This window comes from Paenibacillus sp. FSL H7-0331, assembly GCF_001956045.1.
Genome location: NZ_MRTH01000014.1, coordinates 60,715 through 76,516, shown reverse-complemented (window position 1 = coordinate 76,516; position 15,802 = coordinate 60,715). Strand labels below are relative to the sequence as shown.

At 41.5% G+C, this 15,802-nt stretch carries 18 protein-coding genes; all 18 read left to right on the top strand.

Annotated features, from left to right (window positions below; translation table 11 throughout):
* Positions 1-17 precede the first annotated feature (17 nt).
* The 18 genes from BK127_RS21075 to secA all read left to right on the top strand — a co-directional run bounded on the left by BK127_RS21075 (position 18) and on the right by secA (position 15,793).
* Entirely contained in the window at positions 18-653 is a 636-nt protein-coding gene (locus tag BK127_RS21075) for a pseudaminic acid biosynthesis-associated methylase (protein WP_076233494.1), read from the top strand.
* A 16-nt stretch (positions 654-669) separates the two neighbouring features.
* Positions 670-1,395, top strand: a complete 726-nt coding sequence (locus tag BK127_RS21070) for a cytidylyltransferase domain-containing protein (RefSeq protein WP_076233493.1) — start codon at positions 670-672, stop codon at positions 1,393-1,395.
* 10 nt (positions 1,396-1,405) lie between these two features.
* Positions 1,406-2,455, top strand: coding sequence for a UDP-2,4-diacetamido-2,4,6-trideoxy-beta-L-altropyranose hydrolase (pseG, locus tag BK127_RS21065; protein ID WP_076233492.1), 1,050 nt, complete (start codon positions 1,406-1,408; stop codon positions 2,453-2,455).
* Between the two features lie 4 nt (positions 2,456-2,459).
* Positions 2,460-3,515 carry an N-acetylneuraminate synthase family protein gene (locus BK127_RS21060; RefSeq protein ID WP_076233491.1) on the top strand — a complete coding sequence of 352 codons (1,056 nt, stop codon included), beginning with the start codon at positions 2,460-2,462 and terminating at the stop codon, positions 3,513-3,515.
* Positions 3,515-3,976 (top strand): acyltransferase, encoded by a 462-nt coding sequence (locus BK127_RS21055; RefSeq protein ID WP_076233490.1) that lies wholly within the window; start codon positions 3,515-3,517, stop codon positions 3,974-3,976. The genes BK127_RS21060 and BK127_RS21055 overlap by 1 nt, the downstream gene beginning before the upstream one ends.
* Before the next feature lie 6 nt (positions 3,977-3,982).
* Positions 3,983-4,657, top strand: a complete 675-nt coding sequence (locus tag BK127_RS21050) for a WbqC family protein (RefSeq protein WP_076233489.1) — start codon at positions 3,983-3,985, stop codon at positions 4,655-4,657.
* A gap of 6 nt (positions 4,658-4,663) precedes the next feature.
* On the top strand, positions 4,664-5,329 hold the full coding sequence (locus tag BK127_RS21045; protein WP_076233488.1) for a class I SAM-dependent methyltransferase: 666 nt from the start codon (positions 4,664-4,666) through the stop codon (positions 5,327-5,329).
* Positions 5,330-5,362: 33 nt separating this feature from the next.
* Positions 5,363-6,028, top strand: coding sequence for a class I SAM-dependent methyltransferase (locus BK127_RS21040; protein WP_076233487.1), 666 nt, complete (start codon positions 5,363-5,365; stop codon positions 6,026-6,028).
* 4 nt (positions 6,029-6,032) lie between these two features.
* Positions 6,033-6,725, top strand: a complete 693-nt coding sequence (locus BK127_RS21035; protein ID WP_076233486.1) for a PIG-L deacetylase family protein — start codon at positions 6,033-6,035, stop codon at positions 6,723-6,725.
* 40 nt (positions 6,726-6,765) lie between these two features.
* Positions 6,766-7,713, top strand: a complete 948-nt coding sequence (locus BK127_RS21030) for a dTDP-glucose 4,6-dehydratase (protein WP_076233485.1) — start codon at positions 6,766-6,768, stop codon at positions 7,711-7,713.
* Positions 7,714-7,804: 91 nt separating this feature from the next.
* The gene (pseC, locus tag BK127_RS21025; RefSeq protein ID WP_076233484.1) at positions 7,805-9,010 is read left to right on the top strand and encodes a UDP-4-amino-4,6-dideoxy-N-acetyl-beta-L-altrosamine transaminase; all 1,206 of its coding nucleotides are present in this window, start codon (positions 7,805-7,807) and stop codon (positions 9,008-9,010) included.
* Between the two features lie 54 nt (positions 9,011-9,064).
* Positions 9,065-9,460, top strand: coding sequence for a flagellar protein FlaG (locus BK127_RS21020; RefSeq protein WP_076233483.1), 396 nt, complete (start codon positions 9,065-9,067; stop codon positions 9,458-9,460).
* A gap of 21 nt (positions 9,461-9,481) precedes the next feature.
* Positions 9,482-10,996, top strand: coding sequence for a flagellar filament capping protein FliD (gene fliD / locus BK127_RS21015; RefSeq protein ID WP_076233482.1), 1,515 nt, complete (start codon positions 9,482-9,484; stop codon positions 10,994-10,996).
* A 19-nt stretch (positions 10,997-11,015) separates the two neighbouring features.
* Entirely contained in the window at positions 11,016-11,417 is a 402-nt protein-coding gene (gene fliS, locus BK127_RS21010) for a flagellar export chaperone FliS (protein WP_076233481.1), read from the top strand.
* Entirely contained in the window at positions 11,414-11,755 is a 342-nt protein-coding gene (gene fliT / locus BK127_RS21005; protein WP_076233480.1) for a flagellar protein FliT, read from the top strand. Before fliS ends, fliT begins: the two co-directional genes overlap by 4 nt.
* A gap of 346 nt (positions 11,756-12,101) precedes the next feature.
* The gene (locus BK127_RS21000; protein ID WP_076233479.1) at positions 12,102-12,299 is read left to right on the top strand and encodes a cold shock domain-containing protein; all 198 of its coding nucleotides are present in this window, start codon (positions 12,102-12,104) and stop codon (positions 12,297-12,299) included.
* A gap of 217 nt (positions 12,300-12,516) precedes the next feature.
* Entirely contained in the window at positions 12,517-13,062 is a 546-nt protein-coding gene (gene hpf / locus BK127_RS20995) for a ribosome hibernation-promoting factor, HPF/YfiA family (protein ID WP_076233478.1), read from the top strand.
* A 220-nt stretch (positions 13,063-13,282) separates the two neighbouring features.
* Positions 13,283-15,793 carry a preprotein translocase subunit SecA gene (secA, locus tag BK127_RS20990; RefSeq protein WP_076233477.1) on the top strand — a complete coding sequence of 837 codons (2,511 nt, stop codon included), beginning with the start codon at positions 13,283-13,285 and terminating at the stop codon, positions 15,791-15,793.
* Positions 15,794-15,802 lie beyond the last annotated feature (9 nt).

Here is a 15,802-nt window from a genome sequence, read left to right as displayed (position 1 = left end):
GGAAGGGGAATGATAAAGTGATAACTGAAGAAATGGAATTTTGGAAAGGGAAGTTTGGGGAGGAGTATACTGAACGAAGCATTTTCTCCCCAGAAGAGTTGGATGCGTTTTATCAAGATCAATATGGTGTTTCTCGAACAGATATGATTACGTTCATTTTTAATAATACTTCGATTAATAGTGTTTTAGAGGTAGGGTGTAATATTGGCAATCAACTAAACCACTTGCAATCGAATGGATATAACAATTTATATGGAATAGAATTACAATCCTATGCTGTTGAGAAATCAAAAGAATTAACCCGAGGAATTAATATCATACAAGGGTCGGCTTTTGATATCCCCTTTAGAAACAGCTATTTCGATGTCGTATATACATCCGGAGTGTTGATCCATATTTCACCTAAAGATATTAATCAGGCACTTACAGAGATATATAGGACGAGCAACCGTTATATATGGGGATTTGAGTACTTTTCGGAACAATATGAAGAGATTAATTACAGAGGACACAAGGGTAAGCTATGGAAAACCAATTTTGCGGAATTATATTTAAAACTGTTTCCTGATTTAAAATTAGTTCGAGAAAATAGATACAAGTATTTAAAAGAAGATAACGTGGATCAAATGTTCCTGCTTGAAAAAGTAAAATGATTCTGGAGTTGTTACTATGAAAGTAGTTACAGTTATACAGGCTAGAATGGGATCTACTCGTTTACCGGGCAAAGTTATGCTTCAATTAGAAGGAAAGACGGTGCTGGCTCATGTCGTTGAAAGATGTAAAGCAATTAGTCTTTCCTCCGAAGTAGTTGTCGCTACAACTACGAAGGCTCAAGATAACATAATTGAAATTGAGGCCGATAAGCTCGGTGTTTTATGTCACAGGGGTAGTGAGGACGATGTACTAAGCAGATATTATGAAGCCGCTGTAAGCAGAAATGCGGATGTTATAGTGCGAGTTACTTCAGATTGCCCTTTATTGGATCCCGACATTTCCAATCTTACAATTGAAAAATTTTTGTCGATTGCAGGTATGGACTACTGCGATAATGTGACAGAGAGAACATTTCCAAGGGGATTAGATACGGAAGTAATATCATTTTCCGCTCTAGAAAGAGCTTATAATGAAGCTCAACGAGAAGACGAGCGGGAGCATGTATGTCATTATATTTATGAGCATCCCGAATGGTTTAAGTTGACAACTTTTTCTGGAGAGGATAATCTCTCTAGTTACCGTTGGACCCTGGATACCGAAGAAGATTGGAGATTGATTCAAGAGATATATCGTCAATTGTATATTCCAGGGGAAATATTCTCTTGGAAGGAATGTATTAAACTGATGGAGCGGAACCCACATCTTATAAAAATTAATGCTAATGTGGAGCAAAAAGTATAAGGGGAACTGTATGAAAGTGGAACGACCAACTATTTTATTTCGGTGCGATGCTTCTGAACAAATAGGCTCGGGACATGTCATGCGTTGTATCACCCTGGCTCAAGAGTTGTCCCGAAAAGGGGCTTCTGTTGTTTTTGCTACTAATTCGGGTGGTCATGAAGTGATTCAGCGTTTTGCTATCTCACCCATGAAGACAGTCCCGATTCATAATAACTATAGCGAAGTGAATCAATTAAGGGAGATTATCGTAGGATTAGGAATCGATTATCTAATTTGGGATTCGTATCGAATTGAGCTTGATCATTTTAATTATATAGCAGATCTGGTGCCAACTATGTTAGTCGATGATATATATTTATTTTCCCAATTCAAATGCGATGCGGTTCTTAATCAGAATATATATGCGACTGCCGATAGGTATTCTCAAGTAAATACTAAGCCTACCTTGTTGATGGGTACAGATTTTAGTATGCTACGTGATGCTTTTCAACTGTATGCTCCTTATATAAAGTCGATATCTGATCAAGCTGAGAAAGTTTTGCTTACATTTGGCGGGGCAGACCTTGAAAACAATACAATACATTTTATTAAGGAACTTTTAAAGTTTCAAAAGTTCAGCTTGCAGATATCAATAGTATTGGGTGTTCATTATCCTTATGAGCATCAATTATCTCATTTTATAAATCATGAAAAAGTAACGGATATTCATTCTGTGCAAATGTATAGAAATGTAACGAATATGGCGGATTTAATATGGGAACAGGATTTGGCTGTAACAGCAGGAGGTTCCACTATGTATGAACTAGCCTGTTTAGGAGTCCCATCACTTTGTGTTATAACTGCAGACAACCAAAGGGACCTAGTTGGAACGTTTCATTCGAAAGGTATAAGTATAGAGATAAATCAAGATGGAGATGATTTTCTTAATAAATTTTCAACTTTGGTTGAGTCATCCGCATCCCGTAAGGAAATGAGTCGTATCGGCAGACACACCATTGATGGAAAAGGTAAGCATAGAGTAGCTGAGTACATACTTCATACTGTAAGAAGGGCGCTGTAATCGAATGAGCGAACAAATTAAAATCGGTACGCGGATTGTTGAAAGGAATGGTGCTCCGTTCATTGTTGCCGAAGCTGGAATTAATCATAATGGAGATGTGAACACTGCATTTCGTATGATAGAGGCAGCGAAACAAGCGGGGGTTGATGCGATAAAGTTTCAAACTTTTAAAGCGGATGAATTTGTCGGTGACCCAAATCAAACCTACACGTACAATTCTCAAGGAAAAGAAGTAACGGAATCCATGTTGGAAATGTTCCGAAGATATGAGTTTTCACGAGAAGAATGGTTCGCAATCAAAGAGAAGTGTGATGCAGAGAAGATATTGTTTTTATCAACCCCACAAAATTACTCCGATCTAAAGTTGTTACTTGAACTGGGTATTACCGCCATTAAGGTGGGGTCAGATGACTTCACCAATCTTCCTTTGCTCAGAAGTTATGCAGACACAGGGCTTCCATTGATAATTTCCTGTGGTATGGCCGATTTAGCAGAAGTATATACTTCATTAAACACGGTAGGTGCCTTTAACGGATATCCTGTCATTTTGCTATTGTGTACTTCACAGTATCCTACGCCCGAAAACGATGTTAATTTATTAAAACTTAGAACCTTATCAAATGCATTTCCCCATTTATCACTTGGTTTCTCCGATCATACTCAAGGGAGTTTAGCCTCTTCGCTAGCTGTTTCTTTTGGTGCTTGTTTTTTTGAAAAACATTTTACTTTGAACCATGACTTGCCGGGACCCGATCACTGGTTTTCAGAAAATCCAGAAAGCCTCAAAGTATGGTCAGATTCAATCCGCTCAGCCTTTAGAATGCTTGGGGATCCAATTGTGAAACCTACAGCTGCTGAAGAGAAGATGAAGGTGCTTGCACGTCGAAGTATAATCGCCCTTAAAGATATTGAAGAAGGCGAAGTGCTGAGTGTTAGATCTATTGGCTTAAGAAGACCTGGAAATGGAATGGAACCTGCCTTTTTTAATGACTTATTGGACAAAACGTCAACTCGCTCTATTCAAAAGGGATCATTACTTCAGTGGGGTGATTTTAAATAATGGGTAAAACCAATCAGTTCCGCCAACAATTTGCCGAATTAAGCAATTTTAAACTCAATGAGTTTCACCCATTAGTTTGGATTAATGGAGATCCAAGGATTGGTGAAAATGTTTATATTGGCGCCATGTCTGAAGTCAATGCAAAGGGAGCCAATGTGACGATTGGAGAAAACTGCGATATCGCATCCTTTGTATCAATCAATTGTGCGGATTCACATAAAAAATGTATTGGGCTCTCTACAGAGATTGACCGTAAGGATATACACATTGAACATAACGTTTTTATTGGATCGCATAGTTTCATTAAGGGTGGAGCTGTAATTGGGCATCATTCGGTAGTTGCTGCAGGCACTATTGTTGAGGGTGTTCAGATTCCACCATATTCTCTTGTAAAGGGTAATCCTATGGAAGTAAAAGAAGGTTATTATAAACAGAGACTTGAAAATGAGAAAAGGGATTGATTCCATTTGATTATTACCGCGCACCAGCCTGCTTATCTTCCTTGGTTAGGATACTTTGATAAAATAAAGCGAAGTGACGTCTATGTTTATATGGATAATGTACAATACGAGGTGCGTAGTTTTATTAATCGTAACAAAATCAAGACCTCTAATGGAAGTCTATGGGTGACAATCCCTGTTAAATCGAAAGGCCATCGGGATTTACCTTTAAATCAAATTCAAGTGAGTGACGAAGTAGATTGGAGAAAAGACCATTTAAAGACAATCTATCTTAATTATAAGAGGGCTCCGAGATTCGAAGAAAAATATGAAATTTTAGAACGGCTTTATTCACAAGAATACATATTTCTAACAGATTTATGTATGGAACATACCAAATTTTGGTTTAAGCAATTAGGTATAACGACTCCAATATATCGACTTGCAGACCTTCCTATTGACAGTAAAAAATCAGATTTAATTTTAGATATATGCAGATACTTTAAGGCGGATCAATATATTTCAGGTGCACTAGGTATAGATTACTTAGATGAAGCTCAATTTAAAAATGCAGGAATCATAATTGAATATCAGGACTATAAACATCCCGTATATCCACAATTGTGGGGGGAATTTGTTTCTCATTTAACTATTCTTGATTTTTGGATGAATTCAGACCAGTATGGGTTAATTTGGGGGTAGTTAAAAATGGGGTTTTCTAAAGAGTGGGAAGATACTTATGCTAAAAATGCGCATTTGAGTAAGTGGCCCTGGTCAGATCTTGTTTCTTATGTTTATAAATATGCGAGGCCTACTGTTGACTCTTATACAGTTTTGGAATTAGGGTGCGGGGCTGGGGCAAATATTCCCTTTTTTAAATCTTTAGACGTTAAGTATTTTGCGATTGAAGGCAGTGAGTCTATTGTTAAACAATTGAAGGAGATTCATCCTGAGATAGCTGAACAAATACAAGTGGCTGATTTTACCGAAAGTCTATATTTCGATTTGGAATTTGATCTTATTGTTGATCGTGGTTCTTTAACATGCAATGCGACCGGCGACATTCGGAAAAGTCTACTTTTAGTGGCGAAAAGTTTGAAGAAAAATGGAAACTTCATAGGAATTGATTGGTTTTCTACGGAGCACTCAGATTATAATCAAGGAGTGTACGTTGAAGACAAGTACACCAAGAGGGATATTCAACGAGGGCATCTTGCCGATATTGGAAGAGTCCATTTTGCAGATAAAACTCATCTTTTAGATTTATTTAAAGATTTTAAAATTTCTCACATGGAGCATAAGAGAATTAAAGGGGAAATGCCCGACAATAGTTTCACTATTGCTTCTTGGAATTTTGTGGCGGGAAAAATTTAGATCAATACGAACTGAAATGGAGGTATTAAAAAAATGGGTTTTTCTAAAGAGTGGGAAGAGTCATATGCTAATAACACACACATGAGTAAATGGCCTTGGTCGGACCTGGTTTCTTATGTGTTTAGGTATGCGCGGCCGAATGGGGATTCTTTTACCGTGTTGGAATTAGGATGTGGGGCTGGCGCGAATATTCCTTTTTTTAAATCTTTGAATGTTACTTATTATGCGTTAGAAGGAAGCCAATCTATCGTGAAGCAGTTGAAACAAACACACCCTGATATAGCTGACCAGATACAAGTAGGCGATTTTACTAAAGATCTTTATTTTGATTTAGAATTTGATCTCATTGTCGATCGAGGCTCTCTAACACATAATGCGACAAGCGATATACGGAGGAGTCTGCTGTTAATACAGAAGAAATTAAAGAAAAATGGAAAATTTATTGGAATAGACTGGTTTTCAACAGAGCATTCAGATTATAAGTTAGGTGTTGTTGTTGAAGATGAGTTCACCAAGACAGATATCAAGCAAGGACATCTTGCTGATACCGGTAGGGTGCATTTCTCTAATAAACCCCATATTTTGGAGTTATTCAAGAGCTTTAATATTACCCAAATGGAACATAAAGTAGTTAAACGAGAAGTACCCGATGACAATTTCAGCTTCGCTTCTTGGAATTTTGTAGCAGAGAAGGTGTAATGTAATGTCAAATACTATTCTTGTTATTGCTGCTCATCCCGACGATGAAATATTGGGATGTGGTGGAACAATAGCGTGGCATAAGCAGCAGGGTGACAAGGTTCATGTAGCTATATTGGCTGAGGGACTGACAAGTCGTGATAAACAACGTGACAGAAATAAACATGAGGCAGCTTTTTATGCATTAGCCGATGCAGCCCGAGAAGCTAATCTGATTGTGGGAGCTACATCATTAGTCCTTCATAGTTTTCCTGATAATAGAATGGATTCGTTAGATCGGCTTGATATAGTAAAATACGTTGAAGAGTTAATAGAGGAATATCGTCCGGATATCGTATATACGCATCATAATGGGGACGTAAATATTGATCATCGTTGCATTCACGAGGCGGTTGTTACAGCCTGTCGACCAATACCTGGAAATCAACGAATTAAGTCTCTTTTATTTTTTGAGGTTGCCTCCAGTACTGAATGGCAGACGCCGGGCTCGGCAGTTCCTTTTCTCCCCAATTGGTTCGTCGATATATCAGAAACACTGACATTGAAGTTGACCGCGTTAGAGGCTTACTCTTCAGAAATGAGAAATTGGCCTCATGCTCGATCTGTTAAAGCTATAGAGTATCTGGCCAAGTGGCGAGGAGCCACTATAGGGGTAGATGCTGCTGAAGCTTTTATTTTGGGCAGACAAATTAAATAACCTATTATAATCATATTATTCGAGATGAGGTAACCTCGTTATGAACATTTTACTCACTGGCGGTGCCGGGTTTATTGGCAGATGGGTCGCCAAACGGCTTCTTGAAGAGGGACACAACCTGACGATTCTGGATGATTTGTCTAATGGTCGTAAGGAGAATCTCGATGAGCTTATTAATCACATAGGATTGAAGCGTTTTGTCGTTGGGGATATCAAGAACGAGACTCTATTAGCTGAGCTTTTTGACGAAACAGCATTCGATATTTGCTACCATCTTGGTGCTTCCATCAACGTCCAGGATTCTATCGATGACCCGCGAACCACCTTTAATAACGATACAATTGGTACATTTTCTGTGATGGAACAATGCCGCAAGCATAATACAAAAGTTGTTTTTATGAGCACATGTATGGTCTATGACCGTTGTGTGGAAGAAACCGGTATAACTGAGCTGCATCCTATCAAACCCGCCTCTCCTTATGCTGGGGCCAAAATTGCCGCGGAGAATATGGTGCTCTCCTATTATTACGCGTATGGATTGCCGACGGTTGTCATTCGTCCGTTTAATACATATGGTCCGTTTCAGAAAACAGGTGGTGAAGGCGGAGTTGTTGCCATTTTTATCAAAAACAAGCTTGCAGGTTTAGACGTGAATATATATGGAGAGGGCACTCAAACCCGCGATTTACTATATGTAGAGGATTGCGCACGATTCGTTGTTCAAGCCGGTTTCACGGATCAAGTTGACGGGCATATTGTCAATGCTGGATTAGGTCGAGATATTTCGGTGAATGATTTAGCTATGTTGATAGTTGGAGATAAGTCGCGTATCAAGCACGTTGAGCATATTCATCCGCAAAGCGAGATTCAAAAACTGTTGTGTAACTCCAGTAAAGCCAGGCAATTATTAGGCTGGGAGCCGCAAGTATCGTTGGAAGAGGGAATCGCTTTGACCGAGAATTGGATTCGGACGAGCTATTTAATGTAAGCAGAAGAACAGTTATGTATGCTGTCTGGTGAACGGCGATTAGATTCACTGTGCTTATTAGGGAACAATACGATGAACGGAGGAAGGTCGCATGGAAAAGCTGGCGCTGCATGGAGGTCAACCGGTACGCAGTCAAATGCTATTTTACGGTCAGCAGTGGATTAATGAAGACGATATACAAGCCGTAGTCAGCAGCCTGACAAGTGGTTATATTACGCAGGGTCCTGAAATCCCGAAGTTTGAACGAGCGGTAGCCGATTATGTTGGTGTCAAGTATGCGGTTGCGTTCTCCAGTGGGACCGCGGCACTGCATGGGGCTTGCTATGCTGCCGGTATAGGTGCAGGTGACGAAGTGATTACAACACCGATTACTTTCGTTGCTAGTAGTAATTGTGTTTTATATCAAGGTGGCACACCTGTATTTGCCGATATTGATCCGAATACCTATAATCTGTGCCCAGAAGATACGGAACGTAAAATTACAGACCGTACCAAGGCGATTATTCCTGTTGATTTCTCTGGACAACCTGTTCAAATGGATCGTTTTCGGGAATTGGCCGATCGTCATGGTCTGGTTATTATTCAAGATGCCGCTCATTCACTTGGCGCTAATTATGAAGGTAAGAAGATTGGCACGCTTGCCGATATGACGATGTTCAGCTTTCATCCGTTGAAGCATGTGACATCTGCTGAAGGCGGAATGATCGTAACAGATAATGAAGCTTATTATCAGAAGCTGCTACTATTCCGAAGTCATGGCATTACGAAGGAACCGGAGCTGCTGCAGCAGAATGAAGGCCCTTGGTACTATGAAATGCAGGATCTGGGCTATCATTATCGAATGACCGATTTACAGGCAGCGCTCGGTACATCCCAAATGGGCAGGTTGGACACGTTTATTGCAAGAAGAAGAGAAATCGCGGCTTTGTATACGGAAGCATTTCGCGATATTTCGGGCATCACTGTGCCTTATCAGCATCCAGAAGCCCATTCGAGCTGGCATTTGTATGTCCTGCGTTTCGATACGAATGCATACCCCGCGGGTAGAAAAGAGCTGTTCCAAGCGTATCGTGCAGAAAATATTGGGGTTCATGTTCATTATATTCCTGTATATAACCAGCCTTATTATCAACAGCTTGGTTATTCTAAAGCACAGTGTCTGAACGCCGAAAATTATTACGAGGAAGCCATTACGCTTCCTTTGTTTCCAAAAATGTCGAACGAAGACGTAGAGGATGTTATTAAAGCTACGAAAAAAATAGTTGGATTTTTTAGAAAACTACCAATTTCTATCTAATATAATTTTCTTTTTAAGCCGATATACAATATAAAGTGTGTTGGAGGGATTAGCATGGAAGCAAATTTCACTACAACAGGGATGTCGAATTACGGAACAGCAGCAAGCGCCCCGGCGCCAGTCAAAAGCTCAAATGATGATGTTATTGTGGATTCATCTTTGGCAGCTATTCAATCGATCAAGGATATGAAAACTGCCGAGTCTAGAGGAGAGCATGTCTCCATCAGCGATGAGCAATTGATCAGGACGATCGACCGCGCCATTAAAGCCGTAGAAGGAAGCGCAACATCTCTGGAATTCTCTGTACATACCAAAACCAATCGGATTATGGTGAAGGTACTGGAGAAGGATACGGGTAAAGTCATTCGTGAAATTCCACCCGAGAAAACGATGGATATGGTAGCGAAGCTATGGGAGATGGCAGGCATTCTTGTAGACGAAAGAAGATAAAGTAAAGGTAGGTGAATGATTATGGTGACGCGAATTAGCGGTTTGTCGAGCGGTTTTGATACAGAGGGAACTGTTGCCAAGCTGATGCAAGCTCAAAGAGTTCCTTATGATAAGCTTGGTCAGAAGAAACAGACAGTTGAATGGCAGCGGGATGCCTATCGGGATATCAACCTGAAAATGACAGAATTTCGCAACACGAAATTGTTTAATTTTAAGCAGGAAAGCACGTTTAATGCTAAAATCGTGAATGTAACAGGAAATACCGATGCGGTTACAGCGAAGGGAACTGCGAGTGCTACCAATACGAATCTGCAAGTCCAGGTAATTGGGTTGGCGGTTACGGCATCGGAGCGAAGCAAGGTGGAGATTGCAAAGGCTGAATTTGATCCCACCGCACCACTCGCGAGCCAGAGCGCCAATCTTACCGGGGGTACGGTAACAGGCACTGTGACGTTTAAGATTAACGGAAAACAGATTCAAGTCGATTCGTCTAAGGAATCCTTGAATGATGTGCTCGCCAAAATTAATAAAGATACGAATGTTACCGCGTTTTATGACTCAACTCAGAAGAAGATTGCTTTTATGGCGGATAATAGTGGTGTAACTAATGGAGTTGGCGGTGACCAGGCTAATATCACGTTTGAGGGAGATTTGCTTAAAAAAGTGTTCCAAGTGGGCAACCAAGACTCTTCTACACCTGATGACCGTACAGCAGGTGCTAACGCATCAGTGAAGATTAACGGCTTAACTACTTCCAAAACTAGCAATACGTTTACCGTAAATGGAATTGAGGTGACTCTCAAAAAGGAAGGCGGAGTCGCATCAACAATCTCGACGAAATCCGATACTGACAAGATAATGGAATCCATCAAGGGATTTGTTAATGATTATAACGATATCTTAAAAACCTTGAATGATAAAAGAACGGAAACCAAAAATCGGGATTACCAACCGCTGACAACGGAACAAAAAGAAGCACTATCAGAAAAGCAAATCGAAAGCTGGGAAGCCAAGGCAAAGGCGGGAGTTTTACGGAACGACCCTATCTTGGACAGCATGACTCGGACTCTAAGAACGGATATTACAGCTGTGGTTGACTCAGGCTCCAGCAAATACAATTCTTTGGCTTCTATTGGTATCGATACGGGACAATATTATGAGAATGGAAAGCTGTATATAAACGAGGACAAGCTGCGGACAGCGATTGAAGCTAATCCAGATGCGGTCAAGGCTATATTTACAGGGGATGCGACCAATGACAAACCTTCATTAGCTGGGGTAGGGGAAAGACTGTATACTCACTTAAATGATGGGCTTACTTCATTAACGAAGAAAGCGGGTCTTGGTAATATTTCATATGACGATAGTCTGTTGTCCAAACAAATTTCTGATATGGATGTTGAAATGAGTGCTAAGCTTAAGCGATTGGGCACGATAGAGGATAACTATTATAAGCAGTTCTCTGCTATGGAGACGGCACTGAATAAATTGAACTCTCAAGGTTCGAATCTGCTAAGCCAACTTGGTAGCAAATAGGCTTCATTAGGAGGCATCCATGATTAATAATCTGCAAGTAAATAAGTATTTGGAAAATGCCATTCAGACAGCATCACCTGCTCAATTATTAATCATGTTGTGTGATGGAGCCATGCGGTTTAGCAAGCTGGCTATACAAGCTATACAGAAACAGGATTATATTGACGCTAACATCCAAATTGGTAAGGTCCAGGATATCATTAACGAATTTGTCATCACACTCGACCCTAATTCTCCTGTAGCTGAGGGATTACTCAAACTATATGATTATTTTCTGTACAGATTGGTTCAAGCCAACACCAAGAAAGAAGTCGAACCGATTGAAGAAGTGATCCAATATTTTGTTGAGCTGAAGGAAACCTGGATTCAGGCAGCGAAAGCCAATAATGCACTGCGTCCTAGCACGGGGAATCAGGCATGAGTAAGGTTGAAGAAATCATGAACCGGATCGAGAACGTTACCAATCAAATGATCACGGATCTTGAATCAGCGAGCTACATAGATTTAGCGGATTTTGTGGACGAACGTGATCAATGGATAACTGAACTTCTGGCAGTTCATGAATCTCAGGACCTTGTGCCTTACGAGTCGAGAATATTGAGAATTCTGGAACAGGATAAGCTGCTTAGCGCCAGGATGATAGATTTCAAAGAAGAAGCACAAAAGGCCATTCAAAAGTTTCAAGCGGCAGAGAAGTACAAGCAGGTTTATGATAAGGAATATACGTTAGATAGTGTGTTCTTTAATAGAAAAAAGTAAGTTATTTACCTGCAAGAGCCCGTACAAAATAATTGTACGGTTTTTTGCTATTTCTTCTAATGAGAGTCGACTGGCAAAAGGATACTTCTACTTTTAACTAATTAACAACTGAAATTGTGGACAATGTGGATAACTCTGTGTATAACTTTATTGAAAATAGCTATGTAAGCTTATTTCTATTGCATTTGTGCCTGTGAATTAGTTATTAACGTAATGTTAATACGTGAATTTTCTAAATATTTGGCTAACAAACCGTGGATAGAATTGACACCTGGAAAGGGAGGGTGATATATTCAAATTGTGGGTACAATGCGTACTGATTCAATCATAGAGGGGAATGTTTGGCATGCAGGGTAAAGTGAAATGGTTCAATGCAGAAAAGGGATATGGTTTCATCGAGCGTGAAGATGGCGGGGATGTATTCGTGCATTTCTCTGCAATCCAAACAGAAGGTTTCAAATCTTTGGATGAAGGCCAGGCGGTTGAATTTGATATTGTCGAAGGCGCTCGCGGTCAACAGGCTGCTAACGTTACCAAATTGTAGGTTTCGGTCTCTTTTGCCAATATGGCATAGATCATGATTGGATGTAGAGCATTCTTTTATCAGACAGCACCTCGCGGTTTTGTGCGTGGTGTTTTTTAATTGTCCGATTTGCTTGAACTTTATGGATTAAGGTTAATTGTGGAAGAGGATTGTAAAGATTCTTTGAAGAATATCGGGGATTATAGTATACTGGGTTCATGAAAGGAGGAGAAGTACAATGAAATTCAACATCCGTGGACAAAACATCGAGGTAACCGAAGCGCTGAAAGACTATGTTGAGAAAAAGCTGACCAAGCTCGAAAGGTACTTTGAAACTCCCCCTGCTTCAGAAGTAAAAGTAACGTTAAATGTAATTAAAGGATTACAAACCGTAGAGGTGACCATTCCATTAACGGGTGTCGTACTGCGGGCAGAAGTGAAAAACGCCGATATGTATGCTTCCATTGATCTGGTAACGGACAAGCTGGAAAGACAAATTCGCAAGCACAAAACCAGAGTGAACCGCAAGATCCGTCAAGAGGGCGGCCTCCAGGATGCATTACGGGTAGATTCACCTGTACTGGTTGATGAAGAAGACGAAGATTACGAATTGGTGAAGACCAAGAGCTTTTTAATGAAACCGATGGATATTGATGAAGCCATTCTGCAAATGAATATGGTGGGACATAGCTTCTTCGTATTTTCCAATATGGAAACTGAACAAGTGAACGTCGTCTACAAACGGGATGACGGTAAATACGGCTTGATTGAGCCGGCAAGATAAGACAATGAACCGGGAGCTTGCCTGAATAGGGCAGGCTCCTATTAGATTGATAGAGCTTGAATAGATGAATGCCAGCATATATTGCCAAGGATGGTCAGGGAGAGCTTCTGGCGGTCCTTTTTGCGTAGAGGACGATGACAATTTTCAAGCTTCCTTGCGACTCGCGCTGCAAACTGCTACAATTTAAGGCAAACCGTTTTATAAAAAGGGAGATGGGCCCATGTTAGGACTCGTTAAAAAAATATTCGGCGATTCCAACGAGCGCGAAGTTAAGCGGCTGTGGAAAACTGTCGAAGTCATCAACAAGCTGGAGCCGAGTATCGAAGTATTAAGCGATGAAGAGCTGAGAAATAAAACTGTGGAGTTCAGGGAGCGTCTGGAAAAGGACGAAACTCTGGATGATTTGCTGCCGGAAGCTTTTGCCGTCGTGCGTGAAGCGTCCAAGCGTGTATTGAACAAGCGTCACTATGACGTCCAATTAATCGGGGGTATGGTGCTCCATGAGGGCCGTATTGCGGAAATGAGAACCGGAGAAGGGAAAACCCTTGTTGGGACCCTTCCGGTGTATTTGAACGCTCTATTAGGCAAAGGCGTCCACGTGGTGACGGTAAATGATTACCTTGCCCAACGGGATAGCTCGGAAATGGGTAGAATTTACGAATTCCTCGGTATGACGGTAGGTGTAAACCTGAATACCCTGGAGCATGATGAAAAGCAGGCTTCGTATGCTCAGGACATTACCTATGGAACGAATAATGAGTTTGGCTTCGATTACCTGCGTGACAACATGGTGCTGTATAAAGAACAAATGGTACAGCGGCCATTATATTTTGCGGTTATTGATGAAGTGGATTCAATTCTGGTCGATGAAGCGAGAACGCCGTTAATTATTTCGGGACAAGCTGCCAAATCGACAGACATGTATTATATGGCGGACCGCTTCGTGAGTCGGTTAAAGGATGAAGATGATTATATTATCGATGTAAAAATGCGCTCTGTAACCTTAACGGAAGCGGGTGTTACCAAGGCCGAACAAACCTTTAACATCGAAAATTTATTCGATCATGCGAATGTGACGATTAATCACCATATTACGCAAGCCTTGAAAGCTCGTGTCATTATGAAACGTGATGTCGATTACGTGGTTCAAGAAGAAGAAGTCGTGATCGTTGATGAATTTACAGGTCGTATGATGACTGGACGCCGCTACAGCGAAGGTTTGCACCAAGCGATTGAGGCAAAGGAACAGCTGAAGGTTCAGAATGAATCTATGACATTGGCTACAATTACGTTCCAGAATTATTTCCGGATGTATCGCAAGCTGTCCGGGATGACAGGAACGGCGAAGACAGAGGAAGAAGAGTTCAAAAAGATTTACGGATTGGATGTTATTATCGTTCCTACGAACCGTCCGATGATTCGTCAGGACAACGCGGATATTGTATATAAATCAGTGAACAGCAAGTTCCGTGCCGTTGTAGAAGAAATTGTGAAGAGGCATCAGAACAATCAGCCGATGCTCGTAGGTACGGTATCTATTGAGAATTCCGAGCGCTTATCCGAGATGTTGAAGCGTAAGGGAATTCAGCATAAGGTACTGAATGCCAAATTCCATGCAGAGGAAGCGGAAATCGTTGCTCGTGCGGGTCAGCCGGGTTCGGTGACAATCGCCACCAATATGGCGGGACGCGGTACGGACATCATGTTGGGCGACGGCGTACCAGAAGCGGGCGGATTGCATATTATAGGTACGGAGCGTCATGAAAGCCGTCGGATTGACAACCAGTTGCGCGGTCGTGCAGGTCGTCAGGGCGATCCGGGCTCTTCACAGTTCTATCTATCGATGGAAGATGAGCTAATGCGCCGTTTCGGTGCGGAGAACATCATGGGCATGATGGATAAGCTTGGTTTTGAAGAGGACCAGCCGATTGAGAGCAAGCTGATCTCCCGTGCGGTTGAATCGGCACAGAAGCGTGTCGAGGGTAACAACTTTGACGTGCGGAAGGTCGTCCTCCAGTACGATGATGTGATGAATCAACAACGGGAAATTATTTATAAGCAGCGCCGCGAGGTACTTGAATCGGAAAACATTCGTGATATCGCGCTTGGGATGATTTTGCCGGTTGTGGAACGTATTGTAGAAGCGCATTGCCCTTCGGACCTGGTGCCGGAGGAGTGGGATTTGCAGGCTATTGTTGACTACGGAAACGGAACCTTCCTTCAGGAAGGTCAACTGACAGCTGAAGAGCTGTGGGGCAAGGAACAAGATGAGATCACGCAGTACATCAAGGATCTCGTTCAACGTATTTATGAAGAGCGCGAGCAGATGATTGGTGAAGAATTTATGCGTGAGTTTGAAAAAGTGGTTGTGCTGCGTGCGGTGGATTCGAAGTGGATGGATCATATCGATGCGATGGACCAGCTGCGCCAAGGGATTCATTTGCGTGCCTATGGCGGTACCGATCCATTGCGTGAGTACCAGTTTGAAGGCTTTGCAATGTTCCAGGAGATGATTCAAAGCATTCAGGAAGAGGTTGCTACCTACATCATGAAGGCGCATGTGGAAATGAATCTGGAGCGTCAGCAGGTCGTAGAAATTCAGGCGGTACCGACGGACGGAGAGATTTCCCTAAAAAAACCGGTCGTTAATGACGCTGACAGGATTGGTCGGAATGATCTTTGTCCTTGCGGCAGCGGCAAAAAATATAAACAATGTCACGGTGCTTCGTAAGCACAGTTT